Origin of the sequence: Actinoallomurus liliacearum (assembly GCF_039542035.1) — a bacterium.
In the GTDB taxonomy this organism is placed as follows: domain Bacteria; phylum Actinomycetota; class Actinomycetes; order Streptosporangiales; family Streptosporangiaceae; genus Actinoallomurus; species Actinoallomurus liliacearum.
The window spans coordinates 206962-232186 of the sequence record NZ_BAABHJ010000008.1 but is presented as its reverse complement, the minus strand read 5'-3'; the positions used below and the strand labels follow the sequence as shown (position 1 = coordinate 232186).

Here is a 25225-nt window from a genome sequence, read left to right as displayed (position 1 = left end):
GAAATCCGTGGTTGGTCAGTCACTTAGAGTGAAGACCTGCGGGCCAGGCGTCGTCACCGTGATACTGGGGGACGTACACGGACACGAGAGCTCGTATCCGCGAATCCCCCCGGCCGAGGTGCACGCAACATGTCAGCCGAGTCGAAACGCATTGGCGCGCGCCTGCGCTCCGAACGCCTCAAGCGTTGTATGAGCGTCGCCGCGCTCGCCGAAGCACTCCGCGATGTCGCCAGCGAACGCGACCGCCGGAGCATGCCCAAGCTGGAGGATTTACGGCGGACGATCCGCGGCCACGAGTCCGGCGAGCACCCACCTGGCCCGCGGTACCAAATGCTGTATGCCGCGGTGTTCGACCTCCCCGTAGAGGAATTGTTCGGTACGAGGCAGCCGGCGAAGAGGGCAGAACCGGCCGGCCCGGGGCGGCTGAAGTCGCTCGGAGACGGGGCACCCGACGACGAGATCGAGGCGCTGGAGCTCGCGCGCAGAGCTGCGGCGACCGATGTCGGTGCCGAGACGCTCCGGCGGCTTCGGAAAGCCGTTGATGGCCTGGCCGTCGCCTACCCGCGGACGCCACCGGCCGAGTTGCTTGAGCGGATACGACAGCACCTGGCCTATGTCACGCAGTTGCTCGACGCCCGCAAGACCCTGACCGAGCATCGAGGACTTCTGGTCGTCGGCGGCTGGCTGTCCCTGCTCGGGGCGACCTGCCATATCGACCTGCACCAGCGTTCAGCCGCCCAGGCCCGGCTGCGCACGGCTGCCGGTCTCGCCGAAAACACAGGGCACGCCGAGATGGCGGCCTGGTGCCTGGAGACCCAGGCGTGGCAGGCGCTCACCGATGGCGACTACCGGGAGGCCGTGACCTTGGCCCAGGGCGCCCAGACCGTCGCACCTGTGGGTAGCTCGGCCTACATCCAAGCGTCCGCGCAGGAGGGGCGGGCCTGGGCCCGGCTGGGAGCGGCCCGTGAGACGCATACGCAGATCGACCGGGTCGCCGTGCTGACCAGCAACCTGCCGGCGCCCGACCGGCCCGAGCATCACTATCAGTACGACCCGGCGAAGGCCGACGCCTACACCGCGACGACGCTGGCATGGCTCGGTGATCCCGCTGCTGAGCCGTATGCCCGGCAGGTGCTCGCCAGGATGCAGGCACCTGCGGACGGCCAGGTACGGGCACGCCGTGTGGCGTCTGCACGACTGGATCTGTCGCTCGCCCTGATAGCAGCCGATCGGCCGGACGAAGCCGCGAAGGAGACGTTGACGGCCGTCACGAGCGGCGTGCTCGTGCCCTCGAACTACTGGCGCGCCGCAGAGGTCATCAGCGCGGTGCAGACCGCCGGCGTCCCGGAGTCGGTCGAGCTTTGGGAGGCCTACAAAGAATTGTGCCGTCCGGCGGACGTACGCATCCCCCGTGACCCGGACTCGCGCCGAGGTGAACGCAATGTCAGCCGATAACGCCCGGATCCCTGCTCGCCTGCGCGCTGAGCGCAAGAAACGGCGGATGACCGTTCAGGCTGTCGCCGAAGCGTTCCGCGATCACGCGACCGAACGCGACCGGCAACGCCTCCCTAAGCTGAAGGACCTTTGCCGGACCATCCGCGGTCACGAGGCGGGCGAGCATCCACCCGGACCGCGCTATCGGATGCTGTACGCGGCCGTATACGGCATGCCGGAAGACGACCTCTTCGGTGAGGACAGGAATGCGCAGGCATCACTGTGGCGCGTCTCCGGCGTCGAGCTTGAGCTGACGGGTCGGCTCACGCTCGACGACGAGAACCGGCTTGTGCAGGCCACGAGACGCACTACACGGCCCGACTCGCGTGTCGTGGAGTCGTTGGCCGCCATCCTGGCCGAGCAGCGCCGTTTAGAAGACGCTGTCGGTTCAGCACCGGTCCTGCAGGTCGTCCGGATGCAGCTTCCGATGGTGCGGCAGCTCGTCGCCGAGGCTCGAGGCCCGGTACGCCCGAAGCTGGTCGACGTCGCGGCCCAATGGGCGCAGTTCTCCGGCTGGCTGAACATCGCCGTAGGGGACGCGTCGGCGGCCCGCATGTCCCTCGACCGCGCGGCCGAGCACGCCGAGGAGATCGGCGACGCCGCCATGGTCGGGACGGTGCTGTCGTGGAAGGCGTACCTCGCCGAACGCATCGGACAGATCGGCCCGATGGTCGGAATGGCGCAAGCGGCGCAGCGCAACCGCATCGGTCCGGGCCACGCGTACGACCTCTTCCTCGAAGCACGCGGCCACGCCCTCGCTGGTGAAACACGTGAGGCGGAACGGCTGCTCGGCGAGGCGCAGACGGCCGTGACCGACGCCGAACCCGCGAGTGCTCGGCCGTGGGAGTACTACTACCTGGAACCCGGCTTCTTCGCCCTCGAGGCAGGAGTTACGAACGTCTACCTGGGCCGGAACGATCCGAAGCGGAACGCGCAGGCCGTTGAGCATTTGACGGGAGGCCTGGCCGAGTTGCCCACCGAAATGCGCAACGCGGAGTGGGCCGGTGAGTACATCGCTCACCAGGCAGTCGCGCATTTCCAGGCGTCGGAGGCCGAGGCCGCAGGTGCGGCTGTGCTCGAAGCGGCAAGGATCGCTCACGCGACTTCCTCTGAGTCGCTGTTGAGGAGGCTCCGCGGTATTCACAGTCGAATGTCCCAGAAATGGCCGACTGATTCGGCCGTCACGGTCTTGCTCGACGCCCTACGTTGAGGTCCCTGTGTGCACCGACGCCTCGCGTGGTCGATCGCGCTCTCAGGACGTCGCCCGGGTCACCCACTCCAGGTACGCCTCCGAGCCTCCCAAGGTAGTGAAGGAGACTTCCGGGTTGTCCCATGGGTGTGCGGCGATGAGATGCGCTTCCAGGTCCGGATAGCGGTCCTTGGTCGTCTTGAGGGTGACCTGCCACTCCTCGCCGGTCCCGAATTCGCCGAGATGCCAGAATGCGGTGGCCACCGGCCCGGACACCTGCCCGGACGCGGCCAGTTTCGCCTTGACCGCCGAGTTCAGCAGGCTGATCGCTGCCTCACGACTGTCTACGGCCGTCGACACCTGCACGTATTTCCGTCATACAACGGAGCGTAGAGGCGACTGCGAAGAGCGTCAGGCCGCCGCGCGTCCCAGTTCGGGAGCGGCCCGACCGTCGCTGTTGCCACTTTGCCGTCGGTGTGGCCGGACGAACGCCCGGATCGTCTGATATGCCGCGTCACCAACGGCCGCAGAGTCCTGTGTTCTTCGATATGGGCCGCCGAGATGCCGGGGGCGGATGTGCGGAAGTCTCGGTTAACGTCGTGGGTTTCGCCCCGCATAGAGGGCAAGGCGCATCAAGTCGGGCGGTTGTTGGGGCGGTCTCCGAGACTTTTGTAGGCCGGGGAGGCGCCACCGCCATGGCTCCTACTCCAGGATCAGTTGCGCTGTCCGGACGATGTCGGTGGTGTGCCTGTCGATCTCGTGGACGACGAACGGCTCCTCCTTGACCATCAGCAGCTCGTCACCGTGCAGGGTCCACGAGCGGACGTCGTCCGCGCTGATCGCTTCGATGAGCCCAGGCGAGAAGAGTTTGGCGGCCCATTCCGGGTCGTCGGTGACGATCGCGAATCGCCGGTCGAAGTCGGCGTCGCCGGTCTCGATGGACGGCCGATGCTTCAGGCCGACCGTGCGCAGCACGTTCGAGACCGCCCCGCGCGCCTCGACCCGGGTCTCGGGACCCGGGCCGGGCAGGCGCAAGGAAGCTCCACGATCAGGCCGGTGCTCAGACGCGTCAGCCGCCACCGGCCCGTTCGACTGCCGCTCAAGCCCAGGGCCACGAGAGCTGTCCGGGCCGGTGAGAGCCCGTCGACGCGGTGCGAGGGGGTGTCGGCCTAGCCGTCGCCATTGCCACCTTGCCGCCGGTGTGGCCGGTTGAATGCCGGGATTGTCGGATCTGGCCCGTCGCCGGCGGCGGCAAGGTCCCCATGTCCCCGGCGGGTGTCAGGCCGTCGCGCGGTCGAGGCAGATGGCGGGGGCTGATGGTTGCTCTCGGAGGAAGCGGGCGGCTTCGCGGCGGTGGCGGGCGGGGCTGCCGAGGAAGGCGGCGTCGATGGCGGCGCGGCGGTAGAAGAGCTGGGCGTCGCAGTCGTCGGTCATGCCGATCGCGCCGTGGATCTGCACCGCCTCGGCGGCCGCGCGGCGCGCCGTGTCACCGGCGGTGGCGACGGCCTCCAGACCGCTCATCGTGGCGTCGCCGCCGCTGTCGGCGAGCCAGGCCGCGTGGTGGGTGAGCAGCCGGGCGGCCTCGACGTCGGTGGCCGCCGTGGCCAGCCGGAAGGCCAGGGACTGGAAGCGGCCGATCGGCTGCCCGAACTGGCGGCGTTCGCGCGCGTAGGAGACCGTAAGGTCGAGCGCGCCCTGGGCCAGCCCGACCAGGTAGGCGGCGTGCCGGATCCGGGCGGCGGACACCGCCGCGGCCCAGGCGTCCTCGAGCGCGCCCGGCGTGCCGATCCAGTCTCCGGTCGCCCCGATGACGGGGTCGAAGTCCACGGTGTACAGGTCGCCCTCGGCGATGTCCTCGTGCCGGGTGGTCGTGACGGCGGCGTCGTCGCGGGGGATGAGGCCGCACCGCAGCCCGCTCGGCGTCGTGCCGGCGAGGAGCAGGAGGTCGACGTCGGCGGCGAAGGGCACGTACCGTCGGCTCATCGCGACGGTGCCGTCCGTGGGCATCGGGGCGGGCTCGGTGAGGGTGCGGTCGCCCCGGTCCCGGGCCGCGACCGCGACCGTCGCGCCCTCGGCGATGCGGTCCAGGCCGCGGGCGCCGGCGGGGCCCGCGCCGCGCAGCAGGTCGGCGGCGAACAGCGTGTCGAGGAGCGGGCTCTGGTACAGCGCGGCGCCCGCCAGTTCGGCCAGGACGACGGCGTCCGAGAGCCCGGTGTCCTCGCCGCCGTGGGCGGCGGGCAGGCCCAGGCGCACCGCGCCGAGGTCGACCATCGCCTCCCACATCAGCCGGCGGGCCCGTGCGTCCTGCTCGGTCAGCGGGCCGCCGACCTGCCGGCCGCCCGTCCGGCGGATGGCGGGGGCCAGTTCGTCGGTGAACAGGCGCTCGAAGCGCTGCCGGATCTCGCGCTGCCGGTCGCTCGGTGCGAACCGCACGGTGGTCCTCCTCGTCTCGGTGGGGCGTCAGGTCAGCAGCTGCAGGCCGACGGAGGCGATCAGGTACTGCATGATCTCCGAGGTCCCGGCGGAGAGCGTGAAGCCGGTCGCCTCGCGGTGACCGTGCTCCAGGACGCCGTCGTACAGTGCCCGATCGTCCCGGGCGGACAGGACCGCGTCGAGTCCCAGCAGGTCGATCCCGGTGTGGGTGATCCGTTTGAACAGCTCGGTGGCGTACCACTTGGCCATCGCGGTCCCGACGTTGTCGAGACGGCCCTCGCGCAGTTCGGTGATGACGCGCCAGGAGAACAGCTCCGCGGCGCGGGCCTGCGCGTGCAGGTCGACGAGGCGTTCGGCGGCGCACGGGTCGCCCAGCTCGCCGATCTCGTCGAGGCGGCGCACGATCAGGTCGAGCAGCCGGCGGGCCTTGGCCTGGAACTCCAGGCCGGTCCGCTCGACCGGGATCACCTGGTTGATCACCTGGTAGCCCTCGTCGACCTCGCCGAGGACGTCGTCCCGGGTGAGCCGGATGCCCTCCAGGCTGACGTCGCTGAAGGCGTCGTCGGAGATGCTCGGGATCGTGCGGACGGTGACGCCCGGCGTGCGCAGCGGGACGACGAACAGCGTGATGCCGTGCGCGGCCACCTCGGACTCGGTCGTACGGGCGGCGCAGAGCGCGAAGTCGGCGAACTGCGACTTCAGGCTGTAGATCTTGCGTCCGTACAGCCGCCAGCCGTCGCCGTCGGGGACGGCACGGGCTCGCAGCGCGCTCAGGTCGGAGCCGACGCCGGGCTCGCTGTAGAGCACGCTCGCCGCCTGCTCGCCGCGGGCGAGCGGGGGCAGGAGGCGGTTCTTCTGCTCCTCGGTGCCGACCATCTGGATGATCAGGCCGACGATGTCGACGCTGACGATGTGCACCAGGTCGGGCACGCCGTGCCGGATCAGCTCCTCGGTGAGGATCGACTTCTCGACGATCCCACGGCCGAGCCCGCCGTACTCCTCGGGCCAGTTCACGGCGAGCCAGCGCCGCTCGCCGAGCCACCGGTACACCTCGAGCAGTCCCGGCTCGTCGCGGGCCGGCCGGTGCCGGACCTCGTCGACGACCTTGCGTACCGCGTCCTGGGACAGGAAGTCGCAGACCTCCCGCCGGAAGGACTCCTCGTCGGGACTGAGCCCGTACTCCACCGACATCACCTCATTCGTCGCCGGTCGCGCGACCGGCGGCAGCCTCGTCCAGGATTCGGCCCAGTTCGGCCGCGAGCGTGTCCACGTTCGGCTGTTGGAGCATCGTGTAGTGGGTGCCCGGCACGGTGCGCTCCACGATGTCGCCCGAGACCAGGGGCTCCCACCCTCCGTCGTACTGGCCCTCCTTCGCGCCGAGCGAGACGAGCGAGCCGTCGTAGTGGCCGGGCCGGTAGGTGAGGGCCGTGGCCGCGTTGGCCATGAACACCTGGATCCGCCGGCCGAGCTCGTCGCGGATGTCGGCGGGGATGCGGCCGCTGCGCTCGAGGGCGTCGACCACCTCGGCGGTCTGCTCCTCGGGGGGCAGCTCGACGATCCGCTCCCAGTCGACCTGCGGCGGCTCCTTGCCCTGCAGGCCGGACAGGTCGTGCGCGAAGGACTCCAGCATCTCCGTGTGCGTGGGCGGCTCCTTCAGCCGCGGAGGCACCGCCGAGTCCATCAGCACCACCAGGCGTACGGTCTCGCCGTCGGCCTGGAGCTTCCGAGCCATCTCGAAGGCCAGCGTCCCGCCGATGGACCAGCCGCCCAGCAGGTACGGGCCGTGCGGCTGAACCTGGCGCACGGCCTCCAGGTAGCGGGCGGCCATCGCCGGCACGTCGGGCGGGTCGGCCTCGCCGTGCAGGCCGACGGCCTCGATGCCGTAGAACGGTTGCCGCTCGTCGAGCAGCCCGGCGAGCCGGAGGTACGGGACGGCCGACCCGCCGGAGGGGTGCATGCAGAAGAACGGGGTGCGGTCGCCCTCGGTGCGGATCGGCACGAGCCAGTCGGGCGTCGCCGGCCCGGAACCGGAACCGGAGTCGCCCTCCGCGGCGCCGCCCCCGCCGCCTCCGCCGCGCTCGTCGATCAGCGACGCCATCTTCCGGATGTCCTGGGCGAGCAGCACGTCGCGGTTCTCCAGCCGTACGCCGGTCTGCTCCTCGATCCGGTTGAGAAGCCGGATGAGGTTGAGCGAGTTGCCGCCCACGGAGAAGTAGTTGTCGCCGGGGCCGACCGGGTCGTCGCCGAGCTCGAGGACGTCGTGGATCAGGTCGATGAGCGTGCGTTCCGTCGCGGTCGGCGGCCGGTCGGAGGCGTCGTCCCGAGCCGGCCCGGCCGATCCTCCCTCGCCCGTGGCGGGGAGCCGGGACTTGTCGAGCTTGCCGCTGGCGTTGCGCGGGATCTCGTCGAGCGGGATCAGCTCGGCGGGCACCATGTGCGCGGGCAGCTCGTCGGCCAGGCCGTCGCGCAGCGCGTCGACGTCGAACCCGTCCCCGACGACGTACGCGACGAGGCGCTGCCCGCCGGGGCCGTCCTGCGCCGCCACCGCGGCCTCGCGCACCTCCGGCCGGGAGGTCAGTGCGTGCTCGACCTCGCCCGGTTCGATCCGCAGGCCGCGGATCTTGATCTGGTCGTCGGCTCGGCCGACGAACTGCAGGTTGCCGTCGGACCGCCAGCGCACCAGGTCGCCGGTGCGGTACATCCGCTCGCCGGGCGTGAACGGGTCCTTGATGAACCGTTCGGCGGTGAGCTCGGCGCGGTTCAGGTAGCCGCGGGCCAGCCCGGTTCCGCCGATGAACAGCTCGCCCGGCACTCCCACCGGCACCGGCTCGAAGTTCCGGTCCAGGACGTACGCGCGGTGGTTGCCCATCGCGCGGCCGATCGGGGGCATGGCGCGCAGCGGCTCGTGCGGGCACCGGTAGTCGATGCACGCGACGGTCGCCTCGGTCGGCCCGTACCCGTTGTGGAACTGCCGCCCTTCGGTGTTCCACCGGTTGACGAGCTCACCCGGGAACGGCTCGAGCCCGACGAACAGTGCCCGCAGGTCGGGCAGCGCCTCGGGGTCGAGCAGCTTGAGGACGGCGGGCGGCAGGTCGGACAGCGTGACACGTTCCTCGCGCATCAGCGCGGTTAGCCGGTCGGGGTCGAGGAGCTCCTCGCGCGGCGCCGCGACCACCACGGCGCCGTGTCCGAGGGCGGCGTAGATGTCGAAGACGCTGACGTCGAACGCCAGGTTCGCGAACTGCAGGATCCGGTCGTCGGGGGTGATGCCGAACAGGTCCCGGCAGTTGGCCACGAAGTTCACCACCGCGCGGTGGCTGATCATGACGCCCTTGGGCGTGCCGGTCGAGCCGGAGGTGTAGATGACGTACGCCAGGTCGTCGGCGCCGGCCGGGCAGGGCGGCGGGCCCGGTTCCCGGCTCGCGAGCGCGTCTCGCAGATCGTCGTCGTCCAGCAGGAGAAGGTCGACGCCGTCCGGCAGCCGGTCGGCCAGGGCGCTCGTCGTGATCACCAGGTCGGCGCGGGAGTCCTCGAGCTGGAACGCGATCCGCTTCGGCGGGTACCCCGGGTCGAGCGGCAGCCAGGCGCCGCCGGCCTTGACGACCGCGAGCTGCGCGATCGGCGCGTCGGGACCGCGGTCCAGCAGCAGCGCGACGAGCCGCCCGGTGCCGACGCCGCGCTCCTCGGCGAGCAGGCGGGCCAGCCGGTCGGAGCTTTCCGTCAGCTCCGCGTAGGACACCGTCCGCCCTTCGAAGCGGACCGCGGGCGCGTCGGGCCGTCCGGCCGCCCGCTCCGCGACCACCTCGTGCAGCAGCCGTCCGTCGGTCGGGCGCGGCCGGGGCTCCGGGTTCCACTCCCACAGCATCCGCCGGCGTTCGTCATCGCCGAGGATCGGCACGCGGCCGATGGGCCGGTCGGGGTCGTCCGTGGCCGCGTCCAGGGCCGTGCGCAGGTGACCGGCGAGCCGCTCGATCCGGTCGGCCTCGAACAGCTCCGTCGCGTACGCGAGCCGGAACCGCGCCCCGCCGTCCGGCGTCTCGACCACCTGGAGCGTCAGGTCGAACCGGCCACCGCCGCAGGCGACGGGCACCTCCTCGACGGCCAGCTCCCCGAACCGCTCGTGCACCCCCTCGACCAGGGAGAACGCGACCTGCGCCGGGTCGGTGCCGAGCGCGTCGGCCAGCGTCCCGTACGGCGTGTCGCGGTGGTCCAGGGCCTCGGTGAGTGACTCCTCGGCGCGCCGTACGAGCTCGCCGAAGGCCGGGTCGCCGGACAGGTCGGCGCGCACGACGAGCGTCCGCGCGTACGGGCCGGCCGCTCCCCGCAGCGCCTCCTGGGTCCGGCCGTCCACGACCACGGCGGCGGCGAAGTCGTCCTGGCCGGTGTACCGGGCCAGGACCAAGAGGAGCCCGGCGAGCAGCACGCCGCGCGGGTCGGCGAGGCCGCGGACCTTCGCGTACAGCTCGGGCGGCAGCGCGGACTCGTGCACGGCCCCGGCCCACGACCGCCGGGCCGGTCGCGGGGCGTCGGTCGGCAGGTCGAGGACGGGCAGGTCGGCGAGGCGTTCGGTCCAGTGGTCCAGCTCGCGTTCGAGGTGCTCCCCGCCGCGGTACGCCCGCTGCCACGCGGCGAAGTCCACGGACTGCGCCGCCGGACCGCCGCCCTCCCAGGGGACCCGGCCGCACACCTCCCGTACGACGTCGCGGAGCGAGAAGGCGTCCGCGACGATCCGGTGGGCGGCCACTACGAGCACGCTCTCGTCCGCTCCGGTCAGGAGGAGACGGAACCGCAGGAGCGGGCCCGCGGCGAGGTCGAAGGGGTGCTCGACGGCCGCGCGCAGCACCTCGGCGCACCGCCGGTCGCGGTCCGGCCCGTCGGCCCCGCGCAGGTCCACGACGGGGACCGCGTCCGAGGGCAGGTCGTCCGGTGGGGGATCGACGATCTGGTGGGGAACGCCGTGCGCGCTGCCGAAGCGTGTCCGCAGCGGCTCGTGCCGGGCGATCGCGGCCGCCAGCGAACGCCGGATCGTCACCGCGTCCGGCCGGCCGCGCAGGCGCACGGCCACCACCTCGACCGTCGCCTCCGGCGGCAGCCCGGCCATCGCGTCGGACCACAGGCGTTCCTGCTCGAACGTGAGCGGGTGCCGGCCGCCCCGGTCCACCGGGGTGATGGGCGCGGCGGCGTGCTGCGCCGCGCGGCTGCGGCGCCACCGGAGGTCCAGGAGCGCCCGCCGCACGTCCTCGAGTCGGTCTTCCCTCTCCGTCACCGTCATCCCGGTATCGCCCCTCAGTCGATGTCGCCCAGCGCCTCGAGAACCGCGTCCACCACCGCGTCCGGCGTGATGCCGCTCCGTTCCAGGAGGTAGGGGTGGTCGCCGGCCATGGAGACGAACTCGTCGGACACCCCGACGCGGCGGACCAGCACGGGCAGCCGGCCGGCCAGCGCCTCGCCGACGGCGGCGCCCAGGCCGCCGTGCTCCCAGTGCTCCTCGACGGAGATCACCAGCCGGCTTTCGCGCGCGTGCTCCACGAGCGTGGCCACGTCGAGCGGTTTGATCGTGTGCATGTTCAGGACGCTCGCCGACAGGTCGCGCTCGGCGAGCCGCTCGGCGGCCAGGAGCGCCGCGTGCACCGGATACGGGCCGCACGCGACGAGCGTCACGTCCTCGCCGTGCCGCAGGACCTGCGCCTCACCGATCCGGACCGGCGGCGCGTCCTCGGGCAGCTGCGGCGTGGCCCCGCGGCCCAGCCGCAGGTAGACGGGGCCGGGCAGGTCGACGCTCTGCCGGAAGAGCTGCGCGGTGCTCTCCCCACCGGTCGAGACGAGCACCGTCATGTTCGGCAGCACCCGCATCACCGCCAGGTCCTCCAGGCTGTGATGGGTGGGGCCGAGGCTCGCCGCGGACAGTCCGCTGTGCGTCGCCGCGATCCGCACCGGCACCGCGTTGTACGCGATGTCGATCTTGACGAACTCCAGCGCCCGGGTGCTCGCGAACGTCGCCATCGTGTTGACCACCGGGATCCGGCCGCTCTTGGCCAGGCCCGCGGCGACGCCCATGAGGTCCTGCTCGGCGATGCCCAGGTTGATGTACCGGTCGGCGGCCGGGCCGAAGTCCGTGCCGTTGTACAGCCCCGTGTCGCTGTCCAGGCAGACCAGCCGCTGGTCCTCGGCCATCAGCGGCACGAGCGTGTCGCGGAAGACGTTCCGATCCGGAGGCGTCTCGTCACTCATCGTTCTTCTCCTCCTTCCGGGTGGTCTTCTGCAGGGTCGTCAGGGCGCGCCGTTGCTGGCGGTCGCTGAACTTCACGAAGTGGCTGCGCACGTCGCCCTCGATGTAGGGCAGGCCGCGGCCCTTGACGGTCCGGGCGATGACCACGGTCGGACGGCCGGGCTCGGGCGGTGCCGTCAACGCCTCGAGCAGCGCGCCCAGGTCGTGGCCGTCCACCTCCCGCGCCGTCCAGCCGAAGCTCCGCCAGCGGTCGGCGAGCGGTTCGAGTCCGACGACGTCCTCGGTACCGCCGGTGATCTGCAGCCGGTTGCGGTCGATCACGGCGGTGAGCCGGTCCAGGCCGAGGCTGCTCGCGGCCATCGCGCCCTCCCAGACCGAGCCTTCCTGGAGCTCGCCGTCGCCCATCAGCACGACGGTCCGGCGGTCGGCGCCGTCGAGCTTGGCGGCGAGGGTGAATCCGATGGCGAGGGGCAGCCCGTGCCCGAGCGCGCCGGACGGCACCTCGACGCCGGGCAGGCTGGTGTTCGGATGGGCCATGAACGGCGACCCGGCCTTTCCGTAGTCTCCGAGCCGTTCGGCGGGGAAGAAGCCGTACTCGCCGAGCGTCGCGTACAGGCCGATCGCCCCGTGCCCCTTGCTGAGGATCATGACGTCGCGGTCGGGCGCCTCCGGGTCGTCCGGGTCGATCCGGAGCACCCGCGAGTACAGGGTCACCAGGATCTCGACGAGGGACATCGACCCGCCCAGGTGGCCGCCGCTGCGCCCGGTGCACATCTCGATGATCCGTTCGCGGATCCGGGCGGCGCGGTCCTCGAGCTCCGCCAGTCCCCGCGGGCCGTCCGTGCGCGCCGCGCCGCCGGCGCTGGGCGTGCCGTCGGTGTGGCCGCCTCCGTCGGCCTGCCGGTCTCCGTCGGCCGCCGCCGCGCCGCCGGCCTGCTCGTTCCCGCCGGCCTGCTCGTTCCGGTCGGTCGTCGCCGCGCCGCTCGCGGTACGCCGCGCGCCGTCCTCGTCGGCCGGGCGGCTCGGCGGGACCGGTCGCGCGGGCTCCCGGTCGCCGGCCGGGCCGTCGGCGAGCCGGTACAGCGCGGTGGTCAGGACCGAGATGGCGCGGAGGTAGTCGGCGACCTCGGTCGACTCGTGGGCGGAGTGGTCGAGCTCGCTGTCGCCCGGTCCGTACGTGGCCATCGGCACGTGCCACTTCTCGGCGAGGATGTTGAGGTCCGCGGTCGCGGTCTTGAGCTTGGCCCCGGGGCGTACCCCGTGGGCGCGGATGCCGGCGCTCAGCGCCCGCACCACCGGGTCCGTACGGCCGACGCGGTGCGCGGCCACCGAGTTGATGACGGTCAGCCGTCCGTGCGGCGTCCGTGTCTGGAGCCGCTCGACGAACTCCTCGGCGTCGAAGCCCGGCGGCGTGCGGATGCTGAACTCGGCGTCCGCGCGGAGCAGGTCGCCGGAGAAGGAGATCAGGTCGGCGCCGGGCCGGTCGAACGAGTCGTGGCCGAGGTCGGGGCCGAGCAGGTCGAGGAGCGTCGCCCAGCAGCGGCCGGCCAGCTCGGCGGCCTTGGGCACCGGCCGTGTCGGGTGCATCGGCTCGCACTCCACCTCGTACCGCAGGTCGAGCTTGCCCTTGTAACCGAGCACGACGGTCGACCAGCCGCTCGGCTCGCCGATGATCAGGGTGTCGGGGGCCGGGAGCGATTCGCGGATCTTCATCGCCCCGCGGGACAGCGCGGTCTCCTCCTCGACGGCGCCGACGACGACCACCCGGCCGGGCAGGTCCGTGACGCGGGCCGCCGCGCAGATCATCGCGGCCAGCGGGCCCTTGGCGTCCGACGAGCCGCGGCCGTACAGCCTGCCGCCCTCCATGCGTACGGGGACCTCGCCGGGCACGGTGTCCATGTGCCCGAGCAGCATGACCGTCGGCCCGTCGCCGTGGACGATCTCGCCGATGGCGTTGCCGGCCTCGTCGACGTACGCGGAGAATCCGAGCTCGCGCATCCGATCGACGAGGAACGCCGCCAGCGCTCCCTCCTCGTACGACGGTGACGGGATCTCCAGCATCCGGCGCAGCAGGTCGACCGCGTACTCCTCCGTTATCGGATCGTCTCGACGGGGGGACTCCTCCGTCCTCATGTCGGTCACGCCGTCATCTCCTCGGTGTTGTCCTCGTCCAGTTCGATCCGGGTCGCCTCTCCGGACAGCGCTCGCGCCGCCGGGTTCGCGCAGCGGCCGTCGGCGATCAGCACGCGCGTTACCCCGCCCAGCAGCGCCTCACGGGCGGCGACCAGCTTGAGCCGCATCCCGCCGGACACGTCCGACGGCGCGCCGGTGGCCGGGACCCGGTAGACCGGCACCACGGAACGCTCGTCGGAGACGTCGGCGAGGACGCCCGGTGCGCCGGTGAGCATGATCAGCGTCTCGGCGCCGAGCGCGGCGGCGACGGCGGCCAGCGCCCGGTCGGCGTCGGTGTTGACCGGGGTGCCGTCCTCGGCGAGCGCCGGTGGCGACACGACCGGGACGAGACCGGCGTCGAGCAGTCCCGTCAGCAGGTCGGCGCGCACGGCGTTCACACGGCCGCTGTGGTCGTCGCGGACAAGGACGCGCCGGCCGTCGACGACGGCCCGGTGCACGGCCTTGCGGCGGGCCCGCAGGAGGCCGCCGTCCAGCCCGGTCAGCCCGACGCCGGGAACGCCGTGGGCGGCGAGGGCGGTGACCAGCCGGGGCTTCACCCGGCCGGCCAGCGCCAGCGTGACCACCTCGAGCATCGCGTCGTCGGTGTACCGGGCCGAGACGCCGTCGGGCGAGACGAGCCGGCGCCGCCGGACGCCCAGCCGCTCCGCCAGCGACTCGATGTCGGCGGACCCGCCGTGGCCCAGGACGACGTCCCGTCCCTGGCGGTACAGCTCCGCCACATCGGCGCAGACCGCTCCCGGATCGACGGCCTCGTGGCCGCCGCACTTGATCACCGTGATCCCGGCCATTGGAAATCCCCTTCGACTCGGGCGCCGGCTCAGTTCGGATGCAGGCCGGGGAACTCCAGTCCCAGCCGTTCGGGCCAGCCGAACCGTATGTTCATGGACTGCACCGCGTTGCCCGCACCGCCCTTGACGAGGTTGTCCAGCGCGCCGATCAGTACGAGGCGGCGCTCCGCGGTGTCCAGCGCGAAGCCGACGTCGCAGAAGTTCGAACCGGACAGGATCTTGGGCTCGGGCAGCCGGTAGACGCCACGGCGCTGGGCCACCACGCGGACGAACGGCTCGTCCCCGTAGTACTCCCGGTAGATCGTCCGCAGCAGCTTCTCGTCGACCTCGCCGACGAACCGGCCCCGGCACAGCACCTGGACGCCGCGCACCGCGTCCACGCCGGTGGCCGTCATGGTCACCCGCAGTCCGGTCGCCTGCTCGATCTCGGCCTCGTGGCGGTGCCCGATGGGGGCGAACACCCGAAGGACGTTGGCGCGTTCGGAGTGGGTGTCGGCGGGGCCGCTCGACGCGCCCGAGCCGCTGGACCCGGTGCGCGCGTCCACGGACACGTCCGGCTCCAGCAGGCCCACGTCGGCGACCGGCCAGAGCGCGAGGATCGCGGCGGTGGCCATGCACCCGGGCACGCTGATCCGGTCGGCGTCGCGCAGCTCCTTGCGGTGCAGCTCGGGCAGTCCGCCGACGAACTCGCCGAGCAGCTCCGGTGCCTCGTGCGGCACCTTGTAGTAGCGCCGGAAGACCTCCTCGTCCGGCAGCCGGAAGTCGGCCGTGAGGTCGATGACGACGTCGCCCAGCTTCAGCAGCCCCGACGCCTGCTTCATGCTCTCCAGATGCGGGACGGCCAGGAAGACCACGTCGTACGTCCCCAGGTCCTCGGGGTGGGTGAAGGTGAGGTCGCAGACGTTGCGCAGGTTGGGGTGGACCGAGTCGACACGACGGTTCGCGAACCGGTTCGACGTGGCCGCGCAGAGTTCGACCTCGGGGTGACCGAGCAGAATCCGGATCAGCTCACCGCCGATGTATCCGGAACCGCCGACTACGGCGACCCTGAGCATGATCAGACCATCCTTGTCAATACGTGGTCGGCTATTCGGCCGGCGACGTCGACCTGGTCGCCCATCGCCGCCTGGAACCCGGAGAACTCCACGCCGGAGTTGACCTCCAGGACCAGCAGCCGGCCGTCGGGCTCCTCGAGCAGATCCACGCCGGCGATGTCGGCCCCGACCGCCAGCGCGGCGGACCGGGCCAGGTGCTCCAGCTCGGGGGTGACGGGGCAGACCTCGGTGGTGGCGCCGAGCGCGACGTTCGTACGCCACTGGTCGCCGCGCCGGTAGGTGGCGCCGAGGACCTCGCCGCCGACGACGATCACCCGGATGTCGCGTTCGGGTGTCGGCACCATCTCTTGCACGTAGACGATGTGGGACTGTGGGGACGGGAGCGCCGCGACGTGCTCCAGGACGGCCGTCGCGGCGTGCCGGTCGTACAGCGCGGTGACCAGCCGGCCCCAGGACCCGGTGAGCGGTTTGATCACCGCGGGGTATCCCATCCGCTCGACGGCCTCCAGCGCGGACTCGGGGGTCAGGGCGAGCGCGGTGCGGGGCACGGGCAGGCCGGCGTCGCGCAGCGCGACCGAGGTGCGCCACTTGTCGCCGCACAACTCGATCGCGGCCGAGCCGTTGAGCACCTCGACGCCGTTCGCCTCCAGGCCCCGCGCCGCCGCGGCGGCGCGGACCTGGCCGATCTCCCGGTTGAGCGCGACGGGCCATCGCGGGGCTGTCCCGTCCAGCTCGTACCAGCAGGTACGGCTGTCGACGTAGTCGTACTTCACCGCCCGGCGATCGAACGCCGCCATGATGCGCTTCTCGTCGAGGCGCACGCGTGACGCGACGACGCCGATCGGCCCCGACTCCGCGGCCCCGCTCACTCCCCCCAGTCCTCCTCGACGTCAGGAGCGGTGGCGAGCCCGACCGGCGACGTCTTCACGACCTCGAGTTCGGAACCGCATTCCGGGCACTGCACGATCTCGTTCAGCTGGGGTTCGTTGTCGACACCGATCTGAGCGGAACATTCGGGACAGGTAGGCACGGTTCTCCCTTTCCTTCGACTTCACGATCCACGTTAGGGAGAGCCGCCGATGACCGGATCGGCCACGCGTTGATGCTGTGACGAGGAGGTTCGTCATGGTGATTACCCCCTCGGGCGGCGCCTCGGGATGGACTGGAGACGATCCGTTCACGTCGCCCGTTTGCGGGAGCAGCCATGTCAGACCGATCCTCGCTGCCCGGAATTCTCGTGCTGTGGAGCGCGCCGCGCAGCCGGTCCACCGCCTTTTTCCGAATGATGGCCGAGCGCGGCGATTTCACGCCGGTGCACGAGCCATTCTCTTATCTGGCCGAATTCGGATACGTCGATATCGACGGCGACCGCGTCACGTCCGAGCCCGCGCTCATCGAGCGGCTGCGGTCGCTCGCCGCGCGGAAGCCGGTCTTCATCAAGGACACGACCGACGAGCGGTACCCGGGCGTGCTCGCCGACCGGGAGTTCCTCACCACCGACGCCGTGCACACCTTCCTGATCCGGCACCCGCGCGACACGATCGCCTCCTACCAGAAGCTCAACCCGAATGTCGTCCGGCACCAGATCGGGTTCGAGGCGCAGTACGAGCTGTTCACGCAGGTCGAGCACGTGACCGGCCGCGAGCCGGTGGTCATCGACTCCGACGACCTGCTCGACCGGCCGGAGGCCGTGGTCAAGTCCTACTGCGAGCGCGTCGGCATCCCGTTCCTGCCCGAGGCGATGTCCTGGGAGGCCGGGGAGCGCAGGGAATGGGCGCCGTCCGGGCGCTGGCACGCCGACGCCGCAAAGAGCACCGGTTTCACCCGGATCACGGAGGAGAATGACGTCGACGTGGAAGCGCATCCCGTCTACGGCGACTACCTCCGCCACCACCTCCCCTTCTACGAGATGCTCCATGCCCGACGTCTCGCCGGCTGAGCCGCGTCTCGAAGGCACGCCCCGGCAGCGGCTGCGCGAGGGGATCTGGACCGGCCTCGGCCTCGCCGCCGCGTCCTTCGCGCTCGCGATCACGTTCGGGGCGAGCGCCCGGACGCTCGGCTGGGGGATGGCCCCGGCGATCGTGTGCTCGCTCGTCGTCTTCTCCGGCTCCGCGCAGTTCGCGCTCGCCACCGCGCTCGCCGGAGGAGGCGGAGCCGTCCCGGCGGTGGCCGCGGCCGCGCTGATCAACGCCCGGTTCATCCCGATGGCGGTGGCGGTCGCGCCGAGCCTGCGCGGCGGCGTCCTCCGCCGGGCGCTCATCGGCCAGACGGTGGTCGACGGCTCGTGGGTGGCGGCGCACCGGGGGGAGGGCCGCTTCGATCCCGAACGCATGATCGGCGCGACGATCCCGCAGTGGCCGGCCTGGGTGTGCGGCACGGCGATCGGCGCGGTCCTGCACCCGTCACCGCACGTCGTCCAGACCTTCGCCCTCGACGTGATCTTCCCGGCGTTCTTCCTCGTCCTGCTGATCGACGAGCTCCGCGAGTCGGCGGCGGCGCGGCGCGCGGCCGCGCTCGCCACCGTGATCGCCGCGCTGCTCGTCCTCGTGGTCCCGACCGGGGTGGCGCTGCTCTGTGCCTCGTCGGCGGCGCTGCTCGGTCTCCTCCCCTCCAGCGGCGCCGCCGACGACCGTGCCTCCGGCGAGCGCACCGGAGGGGCGGCCGACGAGCCCGCCGACAGCTACGCCGAGAAGGAGTGATCATGTCCCTCTGGCCGGCCATCTTCTCCGTCGCCGTCATCAACGTGCTGTTCAAGGCCCTCGGCCCCACCGTGCTCGGCGGTCGGGCCCTGCCGCAGCGGGTACGGGACGTCATCGCGATGCTGGCGCCGGCCCTGCTCGCCGCCCTCATCGTCGCCGAGGTCGCGGGCGCGCACTGGAGCAAGTTCGACTGGACCGTCGTCGCCGGCCTGGGCGGCGCGGGCGCCGCGCGGCTGCTGCGCTGGCCCGACCTGCCCGCCATCCTGTGCGGCGTCCTCGTCACCATCCTGCTCCGCCTGGCCGTCTGACCGACCGTGGTCGCTCGCGTCGAGCGCCTCGGACACAGGTCGGCCCCCGTCACCGTGTGCGGTGCGCGGGCCGAGTCGTTCGCGGGGAGAGGCGGATCACCTCGGTGGGGTGGCCGACGTCGTGGTAGCCGGAGAAGACCTCGACGCGACCGCCGTCGCCCACCTCCCTGATGGTGGAGTCGCCGCCGCGGAGGACGGCGCTGCCGCCGTCGGCGACCTTCTTGATGGCCGTCTTGCCCTCGCGGACGTCGACGCGACGGCTGTTGGTGACGTTCCCGATGGTGTGGTGGTCGCCGCGGATGGTCCTGCGCTCGCCACCGTTCACAGTGAAATGGCCGCTCATCGTGGAGCTCCCTATTCGTTGTCCCTATTTGTCGTGCGCCCTGACCGATGTACGAGGGCGCCGGGGATGACTGTGCGGGCCACGACCACTTCCGCACACACTCACGATGAGGTTCAGCGGGGGATGACCAGTGAAGATCCCTGGCGTTCACTGCGCTTAGAGGGCGGTGAACGCCAGGGATCTCGTCACCCGGCCTTAGCCGACTTCCTCAACGGTGGTCGGCTCATCGCGTACTCGTTCGCACTGTGGCGTTCCACGCGGCTTCGCCGTTCGCTCCGCGATCGCCGAGCGCGATCCGGGCGCAGGCGCGCCCCTGATCGAACAGTGACTGGGTGATGGTGGTGAGTCCTGCCCGGCTCGCGTCCGGGCCGTCGTCCCAACCCGCGACCGCGATGTCGCCGGGGACGTGGAGTCCACGGCGGTGTGCGCTGTCGAGGACGGCGAACGCGAGTTGGTCGCTCATGGCGATCACGGCATCGCTCGCGCAGGATTCGAGGAGGACATCGGCCATCGCTGCCGCTTCGTCGCGGTCGTTGCGGGCCACGACGGCCACCGGCAGGCAGTGCGGATCGCGTCCCGCGTGCCGACAGTGGTCGTAGACGCCCTGGAGTCGTTCGCGAGTGACCGGGAATTCCACGTGCTGGGGGTCCGGTCCGATCTCCAGCCTCGGTAGGCGATCGCGGCCGAAGGGCTGGCTGAGCACGGTCGGCCGGCGGGCACCGGGAAAGGTGTGCGCGGCCAGCTCGCGGGCGGAGGCACGGTTGTCGATGCCGACCACCTCGGCGCCGGGGACGGCGGGACCGCCGTGGACGGCGACCGGCTTGCCGAGCCCGCTCACGGTGGTGAGCACGGGGTCGGCGTCGACCGTGGTCCAGACGATGAAACCGTCGACGGATGCCGACCTGACGCGGTCGACATCCTTGTCCTCGCCGGTGGTCGGAATGAGGTTCAGGCCGATCCCGCGCTCGCGGCACACCTCGGCGACACCGGCCAGGAAGCGGCGAGCCTGCGGGTCCTCGAACGCGTAGGCGAGGTGCTCGCCGAGCACGACGCCGATCGCCTCGTTCTGGCGACGGCGCAAGGACCGTGCCGTCGGGTCTGGTCCCTGGTAACCCAGCTCGGCGGCGACCTGCCGGACCCGGCGCAGCGTGTCCGCGGCCACCCGATCCGGCTGGTTGTAGCAGTACGACACCGTCATCGCCGAGACCCCGCAACGGCGTGCCACCTCGGCCATGGTGACGCGCGATGACCGGGGACTGGACATGGGCCCATGGTAGCCGGATGTGTATCGTTAAACAGATGCGGATGACGTTGACTCGTGCGGGCGTCGCCCTCGGAGCGCTCAGTGGCGCCTGCTTCGTGTCAGTGACTTCGGAGAACCTGCCGGTGGCGCTGCTGCCCGACCTGGCCGCCGGCTTCGCCGTCCCCGACTCGGCCATCGGTCTGTTGGTCACCGGGTATGCGATCGTGGTCGCGGTCACGGTGGTGCCGCTGGTCGCTCTGACCGCTCGCTGGAATCGCCGGACGGCGGTCCTGGTCCCGGTGGCGGCGATCGCGGCGTCCAACCTGCTGCTGGCCGTCGCCCCGAATTACGGCGTCGCGGTGGTCGCGCGGGTGGTCTCGGCCGTGGGCCACGGGGTGTTCTGGTCGGTCGTCGCCCCGATCGCCGCGCGCATGCTCGGTCCGCAGCAGGCCGGCCGGGCCACCGCGGTGGTCTTCGCGGGGAACTCACTCGCGTTCCTGTTCGGGCTGCCGCTGACCTCATGGCTGGGCGCGACGGCCGGATGGCGGCTCACCGCCGTCGCCGTGGCCGGCGCCGCGGCACTGTCCCTAGCGGTGATCCATGCCACGATCGACCCACTGCCACCGGAAGAGGCCACGTCAGGCCGAAGACCGGCCGATGTCCGGTCGACCGTCACCGACCGATCCCTCATCTCCGTCAACCTGGTCACGATGATCGTGATTTTCGGGCACTTCACGGCGTTCACCTACATCACCGCGATCATCGCCCACTACGCGCACCTCACCGGCTCCACGACATCGAGTCTCCTCTTCGCACACGGAACAGCGGGTCTGCTCGGGTTGACACTGATCGGCCGGCACGTCGACCGTCATCCGCGAACCACCGCACTGATCGTCACCGGCGGCCTGACCGCCTGCATGCTCGTACTGCTGATCGTCGGCGCCGACTCCCATCTCGCCGCAGGCGCTGCGATCGTGCTGTGGGCCGTGCCCGCCGGTGGAATGCCCGTGGTGCTGCAGGCCGCGGTCCTGCGCACCGCCGCCGTCAGCAAGGACCTCGCCTCCGCTGTCTACATCGTCGCCTACCAGATCGGCATCGCCGCTGGAGCAGCGATCGGAGGTACCTTCGTCGATCACGGCGCGCTGCCCGCGGCGGTCGCCGTCACGGCGGTCTGCGGCCTCTCCGTCACCATCGCCACCGCCCGCTCCGTCGCTTTCAAACGAAGAGCAGCCGGAGCGGTGCCAAGCAAGGAAACCGTGTAGAGGTCAAGCGGGGGGACGGCCAGTGAAGATCCCTGGCGTTCACTGTTCTCTAAGGGCAGCGAACGCCAGGGATCTCGACATCTCGCGAGCGGTCAGCCCTCCCACTCGGCGTCGGCGATCTGCTCGGCCTCGCGCCACGGTGGCATGTAATCCAAAGACTTCGCCTCTGCCGCTATGACGTCGCGGTTCTCCCAGAGTTTGGTGGCGGCGTCGGCGTACAGGTCGAGGAGCGGGCGGGCGTCCGGATGGAGGTGCGCCTTCTGGATGGTGAACGAGCCGTCGATCACCCGGAGCGTGTTCGGGTGGTCCTCGCCGCGGTACTTGCGGTCGACGCCCGGCAGCGGCGACTGGAACAGCCGCTGCGCCGGGAGCGGCATCAGCTGGTAGTGCGTCGCGGGCACTCCCTCGGCCCGCAGGGCGCGCATGACGACCGAGCGGAGCGGCCCGGCGAACTCCGGGCCGAGGCCGAAGGGTTCGGGGTCGATCCGGAACCGCAGGATGTGCCACACGTGGGTGCGGTCGTCCGGCGCGGTGGGGACGTGCAGCCAGGGCAGCTCCGCGAGCCGGCCGAGGAAGTGCCGGACGTTCTGGTCGCGCAGCTCGGACTCGTGCCCGAACCGCGCGAGCCGGCTGCGCGTGAAGGCGCACTGGATCGCGGCCGGCTTGTGGTTCCAGCCGAGCAGGTGGGAGACGTAGCTGCGCGACCCGCGGCGCGGGATCACCTCGCCGAACTGCCGCATCATCGTCGCCCGCTGGTACAGGTCGGCGTCGTCGGTCGTGACCAGGCCGCCCTCCCCGCAGGTGGCGAGGTTCTTGCTGACGTTCAGGCTGAAGGTGTTGATCGCGCCGAACGAGCCGGCCGGCCGGTCGTGGTAGCGCGCGCCGTGGGCCTGGGCGGCATCCTCGATCACCGTGAGGCCGTGCCGCTCGGCCACCGCCATGAGCTCGGTGAGGTCGGCGGGCAGCCCGTGCAGGTGGACCACGATGACGGCCTTGGTCCGCGGCGTCACGGCCGCCTCGACGGCCGCCGGGTCGACGTTGAACGTCACCGGGTCGATGTCGGCGAACACCGGGACGGCGAACACGTGCAGGGGCGCGATCGCGGAGGCGATGAAGCTCAGCGCGGGCACGATCACCTCGTCGCCCGGCCCGATCCCGGCCGCCGCGAGGGCGAGGGACAGCGCCGTGGTGCCGTTGCTGACGGCGACGCAGTGCCGGGTGCCGGTCTCCCGCGCCCACTCCCGTTCGAGCCCCGCGATCTCCTTCTCGCCGGACGAGGCGGTGGTGAAGCGGCCGCTCGCCAGCACGCGGCGTACGGCCTCCTCGTCGTCCGGGGTGACCACCGGCCACTTGGGGATACGGCGGTCACGCGGAACGGTCCGCGTGCCGCCGAGCATCGCGAGCTTGTCCATGGTCACTCCCGGTCATAGGTCGGCCAGCACGGCCTCGGTCTGGTACAGGGCCTGCTCGGTCGCGCCGAGGATCGCGTCGTGCCGCCGGCGGAGCCGGCGGGGGGAGACGTCCCCCTTGCGCGTGAGGGCGGCGGTGATGCGCAGGGCGGTCCAGTGGTGCGCGACGCGGTCCACGGTCCGGCCCAGTTCGCGGAGGAACGGCGCGTCGAGTTCGCGCCCGGCGTCGGTCAGCCAGTCGGCGTGCAGCGCCGTCGTGGCCAGCACCCCGCCGGCCACGACGAACAGCTCGTCGGCGACCTCGTCGCCGCGGACGAGCCGCTGCTCCATGCCGCGCAGGAAGCTCTCCAGGCCGGGCAGTCCCACGTGGTCGTCGCCGTCGTCGGGGGCGGTGAACCCGGCGAGGTTGCGCAGCAGGCGCGCGGTGACGACCTCCCGGTCGACGGGCCGGAGCCGCGCGTGGTCCACCGTGACCTCGAGCCAGCGGTCCGCGATCGGGCTCTCGGCGAAGAACATGTCCCGGTCGTGCTGCGCCTCGTTGCCGGAGTGCCGGGCGGCGGTGAGGACCTCGATCGGCAGGTCGCCGTCGAAGCGCGGGGGGACCGTGTCGAGGACGCGGGCGGTCCGCTCCTCGTCGTCGAAGCCGTACACGATGACCATGTGGTTGGCGTGCACGTCCTGGTAGGCGGGCCGGAAGGGCAGCTCGAAGTTGTCCACCGCGACCGCGACGGGGGTGCCGGCGGCGACCTGGTCGCGGACCTCGGCCCAGCCGCGGTCGGCGTCTCCGGGCAGGTGCCACCGCGACGTGACCGGATGGTACGGCGCGATCGCCGACAGCAGGGAGGATCCCGGCCGGCACGGGTAGTAGTACTCCTCCTGCCGGAAGTCGCCCGGCGGGTAGTAGAAGCCCCACGCCGCGCCGAGCGCGTCGAGCGGGGGCAGGCCCTGGTGGGCGAGCAGCGTGGCGGCACAGGCGTGCAGGCAGCCCGCCAGATCGTGGCGCCAGGGCCGTACGCCGTCGAGGACGACCTTCACGGCGCGCCCACCTCCTCGGTCACGGGCAGCAGCGTCATGGCGAACACGTGGACGGCCGGGTTGTCGGGCAGCCGGATCGCGGTGAGCGGTGTCTCGCGGGGCACGGGCACCCGTTCCCGCCAGATCGCCGGGCCCATCCGTTCCTGCACGTGCCGGGGGTAGTGCAGGGCCCGGCAGCGCAGCCCGTGGCGTTCGCCGAAGCGGGGGTCGGTCTCCGGCCAGAAGTCGGACACGCGCAGCCACTCCGGGTCGATCGCGCCGTCCGCGTAGTGCAGCAGGACGAAGTCCTCCGTACGGCGCTCGGCGGCGGCGACGAGGTAGACCCAGTCGTACCGGCCGGGTGGCACGGGCACGAGCTGGCCCGCGCAGCGCACGTTGTCCGCCCCCGAGGGACCGCGGTCGGGGAACCGGAACGGCACGCCGCCGAGCACGGTCGGCGGCTCGCCGGGCAGCTCCTCGGCCGGGAAGGTGTTACGCCAGATGTTGAAGGCGCCGCCGGACAGGTCGTCCCGCCCGGTGAGCCCGGTGTTGTCGAAGAAGGAGGTCAGGTCGACCTGGGTCATCGACCCGGTCGTCTCCTGCCGAACGGACGTCAAGGGTCACCACCTCCAGGGGGAGATCTCTGCTTCGCGGCCCGGCGGCAGCCGCCAGAACGCGTGGTACTCGGGATGGACGGTGCGCGGGGCCACGTGCGCGGGCACCGAGGCGCGGACCGGGCCCGCGTACCGCACGTCGGCCCCCTCCTCGCCGATCCCGGCGAGGAGCTCCTGCGGGTCGGGCGCGTGCTCGGTGGGCAGGTCGACGCCCGCGAGCCGTACGGCGGGGACGCCGCCGCTCACCAGCCGGGCGCTCGCGGCGCGCACCGCCGCGGACACGTCGTCCGCGTCGTCGACGACCACGGCCCACAGCCCGGCGGGGTCGGTGAGCCAGCAGACGACCGGCGCGGCGGGCGGCGGCATGGCGGTCCAGGGAAAGGGGTCCGGCTCCCAGGGCGTCGCCGGGTCCCGCTCCATGGTCACCTCGGTGAGCGGCTTGTCGGGACTCGGCCAGTGCGTGACCACCCGGTAGCCGAGCGCCGCGTAGAACGACGGCAGGCAGCGCTCGACGACGGCGTTCAGCCGGACCCGGGGGACCGCGGCGTCCCGCGCCGCGTCCTCGATGGCGCGGAGCAGCCGGCGCGCCACGCCGCGCTTCTTGCCGGCCGGCGCGGTGGCGACGCGGCTGACCTCCCAGTACCCGGCCTCGTGCGCGCGGACACGGGTCGCGCCCGCGGGAGTGCCGTCCGGCGTCAGCGCGAGCCAGACGCCGATCCCGGCCCGCAGCTCGTCGGCGACCTCGGCGGCGGTGTCCCGGGACCCGTCCGGCGGGGGCAGTCCGTGGATCGGGTCCGATCCGTCGTACGCCTGCCGCGTGATCACCGCGACCACGCCGGCCCACTTGCTGATCGTCACCTCGTCGCCGTCGAGCCGGACGAACTCCAGGCCGTCCGGGTCCGGCTCGAGGTCTCCTGCCGCCGTCGTGGGCGGCCGCTTCAGGTCGCTCATC

Annotated in this window: 23 protein-coding genes; 6 read left to right on the top strand and 17 right to left on the bottom strand. The window is 72.0% G+C overall.

Going from position 1 to position 25225, the window contains the following annotated elements:
- Positions 1-129 precede the first annotated feature (129 nt).
- Positions 130-1455 carry an NsdA family TPR-like regulatory protein gene (locus ABD978_RS15815; protein ID WP_345354219.1) on the top strand — a complete coding sequence of 442 codons (1326 nt, stop codon included), beginning with the start codon at positions 130-132 and terminating at the stop codon, positions 1453-1455.
- A complete protein-coding gene (locus ABD978_RS15810; RefSeq protein ID WP_345354217.1) occupies positions 1442-2704 on the top strand; it encodes an NsdA family TPR-like regulatory protein in 1263 nt (420 codons plus the stop codon). Before ABD978_RS15815 ends, ABD978_RS15810 begins: the two co-directional genes overlap by 14 nt.
- Before the next feature lie 42 nt (positions 2705-2746).
- Here ABD978_RS15810 and cutA read toward each other — a convergent pair whose 3' ends face one another.
- The 11 genes from cutA to lysW all read right to left on the bottom strand — a co-directional run bounded on the left by cutA (position 2747) and on the right by lysW (position 16411).
- Positions 2747-3049 (bottom strand): divalent-cation tolerance protein CutA, encoded by a 303-nt coding sequence (cutA, locus tag ABD978_RS15805; protein ID WP_345354215.1) that lies wholly within the window; start codon positions 3047-3049, stop codon positions 2747-2749.
- A 336-nt stretch (positions 3050-3385) separates the two neighbouring features.
- A complete protein-coding gene (locus tag ABD978_RS15800; protein WP_345354213.1) occupies positions 3386-3718 on the bottom strand; it encodes a hypothetical protein in 333 nt (110 codons plus the stop codon).
- A gap of 243 nt (positions 3719-3961) precedes the next feature.
- Positions 3962-5116 carry an acyl-CoA dehydrogenase family protein gene (locus ABD978_RS15795; RefSeq protein ID WP_345354211.1) on the bottom strand — a complete coding sequence of 385 codons (1155 nt, stop codon included), beginning with the start codon at positions 5114-5116 and terminating at the stop codon, positions 3962-3964.
- 27 nt (positions 5117-5143) lie between these two features.
- A complete protein-coding gene (locus ABD978_RS15790) occupies positions 5144-6301 on the bottom strand; it encodes an acyl-CoA dehydrogenase family protein (RefSeq protein WP_345354209.1) in 1158 nt (385 codons plus the stop codon).
- 10 nt (positions 6302-6311) lie between these two features.
- Positions 6312-10382 carry a non-ribosomal peptide synthetase gene (locus ABD978_RS15785; protein WP_345354207.1) on the bottom strand — a complete coding sequence of 1357 codons (4071 nt, stop codon included), beginning with the start codon at positions 10380-10382 and terminating at the stop codon, positions 6312-6314.
- A gap of 20 nt (positions 10383-10402) precedes the next feature.
- Positions 10403-11347 carry a transketolase family protein gene (locus ABD978_RS15780; protein ID WP_345354205.1) on the bottom strand — a complete coding sequence of 315 codons (945 nt, stop codon included), beginning with the start codon at positions 11345-11347 and terminating at the stop codon, positions 10403-10405.
- Complete coding sequence (locus tag ABD978_RS15775; RefSeq protein WP_345355907.1) at positions 11340-13478, bottom strand: M20/M25/M40 family metallo-hydrolase; 2139 nt, start codon at positions 13476-13478, stop codon at positions 11340-11342. The genes ABD978_RS15780 and ABD978_RS15775 overlap by 8 nt, the downstream gene beginning before the upstream one ends.
- Positions 13479-13483: 5 nt before the next feature.
- The gene (locus tag ABD978_RS15770; RefSeq protein WP_345354203.1) at positions 13484-14326 is read right to left on the bottom strand and encodes a [LysW]-aminoadipate kinase; all 843 of its coding nucleotides are present in this window, start codon (positions 14324-14326) and stop codon (positions 13484-13486) included.
- Between the two features lie 29 nt (positions 14327-14355).
- The gene (gene argC, locus ABD978_RS15765; protein WP_345354201.1) at positions 14356-15381 is read right to left on the bottom strand and encodes an N-acetyl-gamma-glutamyl-phosphate reductase; all 1026 of its coding nucleotides are present in this window, start codon (positions 15379-15381) and stop codon (positions 14356-14358) included.
- A 2-nt stretch (positions 15382-15383) separates the two neighbouring features.
- Positions 15384-16250, bottom strand: a complete 867-nt coding sequence (locus ABD978_RS15760) for a RimK family alpha-L-glutamate ligase (protein ID WP_345354199.1) — start codon at positions 16248-16250, stop codon at positions 15384-15386.
- The gene (gene lysW / locus ABD978_RS15755; RefSeq protein WP_345354197.1) at positions 16247-16411 is read right to left on the bottom strand and encodes a lysine biosynthesis protein LysW; all 165 of its coding nucleotides are present in this window, start codon (positions 16409-16411) and stop codon (positions 16247-16249) included. The genes ABD978_RS15760 and lysW overlap by 4 nt, the downstream gene beginning before the upstream one ends.
- Positions 16412-16585: 174 nt before the next feature.
- On the opposite strand from lysW, the gene ABD978_RS15750 reads away from it, so the two are divergent.
- The 3 genes from ABD978_RS15750 to ABD978_RS15740 are packed head-to-tail and all read left to right on the top strand — an operon-like array spanning position 16586 to position 18388.
- Positions 16586-17320: a sulfotransferase-like domain-containing protein gene (locus tag ABD978_RS15750; protein ID WP_345354195.1), complete on the top strand. Its 735-nt coding sequence runs from the start codon at positions 16586-16588 to the stop codon at positions 17318-17320.
- The gene (locus ABD978_RS15745) at positions 17298-18080 is read left to right on the top strand and encodes an AzlC family ABC transporter permease (protein WP_345354193.1); all 783 of its coding nucleotides are present in this window, start codon (positions 17298-17300) and stop codon (positions 18078-18080) included. The genes ABD978_RS15750 and ABD978_RS15745 overlap by 23 nt, the downstream gene beginning before the upstream one ends.
- A gap of 2 nt (positions 18081-18082) precedes the next feature.
- Positions 18083-18388, top strand: a complete 306-nt coding sequence (locus ABD978_RS15740; protein ID WP_345354191.1) for an AzlD domain-containing protein — start codon at positions 18083-18085, stop codon at positions 18386-18388.
- Between the two features lie 49 nt (positions 18389-18437).
- Here the strand turns inward: ABD978_RS15740 and ABD978_RS15735 are convergent, their stop codons facing one another.
- Together ABD978_RS15735 and ABD978_RS15730 are read right to left on the bottom strand one after the other, a co-directional pair.
- Positions 18438-18731 (bottom strand): hypothetical protein, encoded by a 294-nt coding sequence (locus ABD978_RS15735; protein ID WP_345354189.1) that lies wholly within the window; start codon positions 18729-18731, stop codon positions 18438-18440.
- A 223-nt stretch (positions 18732-18954) separates the two neighbouring features.
- Entirely contained in the window at positions 18955-19995 is a 1041-nt protein-coding gene (locus ABD978_RS15730; protein ID WP_345354187.1) for a LacI family DNA-binding transcriptional regulator, read from the bottom strand.
- A gap of 95 nt (positions 19996-20090) precedes the next feature.
- Here ABD978_RS15730 and ABD978_RS15725 point away from each other — a divergent pair, with 95 nt between their 5' ends.
- Positions 20091-21236 carry an MFS transporter gene (locus tag ABD978_RS15725; RefSeq protein WP_345354185.1) on the top strand — a complete coding sequence of 382 codons (1146 nt, stop codon included), beginning with the start codon at positions 20091-20093 and terminating at the stop codon, positions 21234-21236.
- A gap of 92 nt (positions 21237-21328) precedes the next feature.
- Here the strand turns inward: ABD978_RS15725 and ABD978_RS15720 are convergent, their stop codons facing one another.
- From ABD978_RS15720 to ABD978_RS15705, 4 genes are read right to left on the bottom strand one after another with little or no spacing between them, the layout of a single operon-like run.
- Positions 21329-22648: a DegT/DnrJ/EryC1/StrS family aminotransferase gene (locus tag ABD978_RS15720; protein ID WP_345354183.1), complete on the bottom strand. Its 1320-nt coding sequence runs from the start codon at positions 22646-22648 to the stop codon at positions 21329-21331.
- A gap of 12 nt (positions 22649-22660) precedes the next feature.
- Positions 22661-23680 (bottom strand): BtrH N-terminal domain-containing protein, encoded by a 1020-nt coding sequence (locus ABD978_RS15715; protein WP_345354181.1) that lies wholly within the window; start codon positions 23678-23680, stop codon positions 22661-22663.
- The gene (locus ABD978_RS15710; protein WP_345354179.1) at positions 23677-24276 is read right to left on the bottom strand and encodes a hypothetical protein; all 600 of its coding nucleotides are present in this window, start codon (positions 24274-24276) and stop codon (positions 23677-23679) included. The genes ABD978_RS15715 and ABD978_RS15710 overlap by 4 nt, the downstream gene beginning before the upstream one ends.
- A gap of 3 nt (positions 24277-24279) precedes the next feature.
- On the bottom strand, positions 24280-25224 hold the full coding sequence (locus ABD978_RS15705; protein ID WP_345354176.1) for a GNAT family N-acetyltransferase: 945 nt from the start codon (positions 25222-25224) through the stop codon (positions 24280-24282).
- Position 25225: the final 1 nt, after the last annotated feature.

Excerpts from the sequence above, each read along its gene's own strand:
- ABD978_RS15815 (WP_345354219.1), top strand. The coding sequence starts at position 130 with ATGTCAGCCGAGTCGAAACGCATTGGCGCGCGCCTGCGCTCCGAACGC.
- ABD978_RS15810 (WP_345354217.1), top strand. The coding sequence starts at position 1,442 with ATGTCAGCCGATAACGCCCGGATCCCTGCTCGCCTGCGCGCTGAGCGC.
- ABD978_RS15780 (WP_345354205.1), bottom strand. The coding sequence starts at position 11,347 with ATGAGTGACGAGACGCCTCCGGATCGGAACGTCTTCCGCGACACGCTC.
- ABD978_RS15775 (WP_345355907.1), bottom strand. The coding sequence starts at position 13,478 with ATGAGGACGGAGGAGTCCCCCCGTCGAGACGATCCGATAACGGAGGAG.
- ABD978_RS15770 (WP_345354203.1), bottom strand. The coding sequence starts at position 14,326 with ATGGCCGGGATCACGGTGATCAAGTGCGGCGGCCACGAGGCCGTCGAT.
- argC (WP_345354201.1), bottom strand. The coding sequence starts at position 15,381 with ATGCTCAGGGTCGCCGTAGTCGGCGGTTCCGGATACATCGGCGGTGAG.
- ABD978_RS15750 (WP_345354195.1), top strand. The coding sequence starts at position 16,586 with ATGTCAGACCGATCCTCGCTGCCCGGAATTCTCGTGCTGTGGAGCGCG.
- ABD978_RS15745 (WP_345354193.1), top strand. The coding sequence starts at position 17,298 with ATGCCCGACGTCTCGCCGGCTGAGCCGCGTCTCGAAGGCACGCCCCGG.
- ABD978_RS15740 (WP_345354191.1), top strand. The coding sequence starts at position 18,083 with ATGTCCCTCTGGCCGGCCATCTTCTCCGTCGCCGTCATCAACGTGCTG.
- ABD978_RS15735 (WP_345354189.1), bottom strand. The coding sequence starts at position 18,731 with ATGAGCGGCCATTTCACTGTGAACGGTGGCGAGCGCAGGACCATCCGC.
- ABD978_RS15730 (WP_345354187.1), bottom strand. The coding sequence starts at position 19,995 with ATGTCCAGTCCCCGGTCATCGCGCGTCACCATGGCCGAGGTGGCACGC.
- ABD978_RS15720 (WP_345354183.1), bottom strand. The coding sequence starts at position 22,648 with ATGGACAAGCTCGCGATGCTCGGCGGCACGCGGACCGTTCCGCGTGAC.
- ABD978_RS15705 (WP_345354176.1), bottom strand. The coding sequence starts at position 25,224 with ATGAGCGACCTGAAGCGGCCGCCCACGACGGCGGCAGGAGACCTCGAG.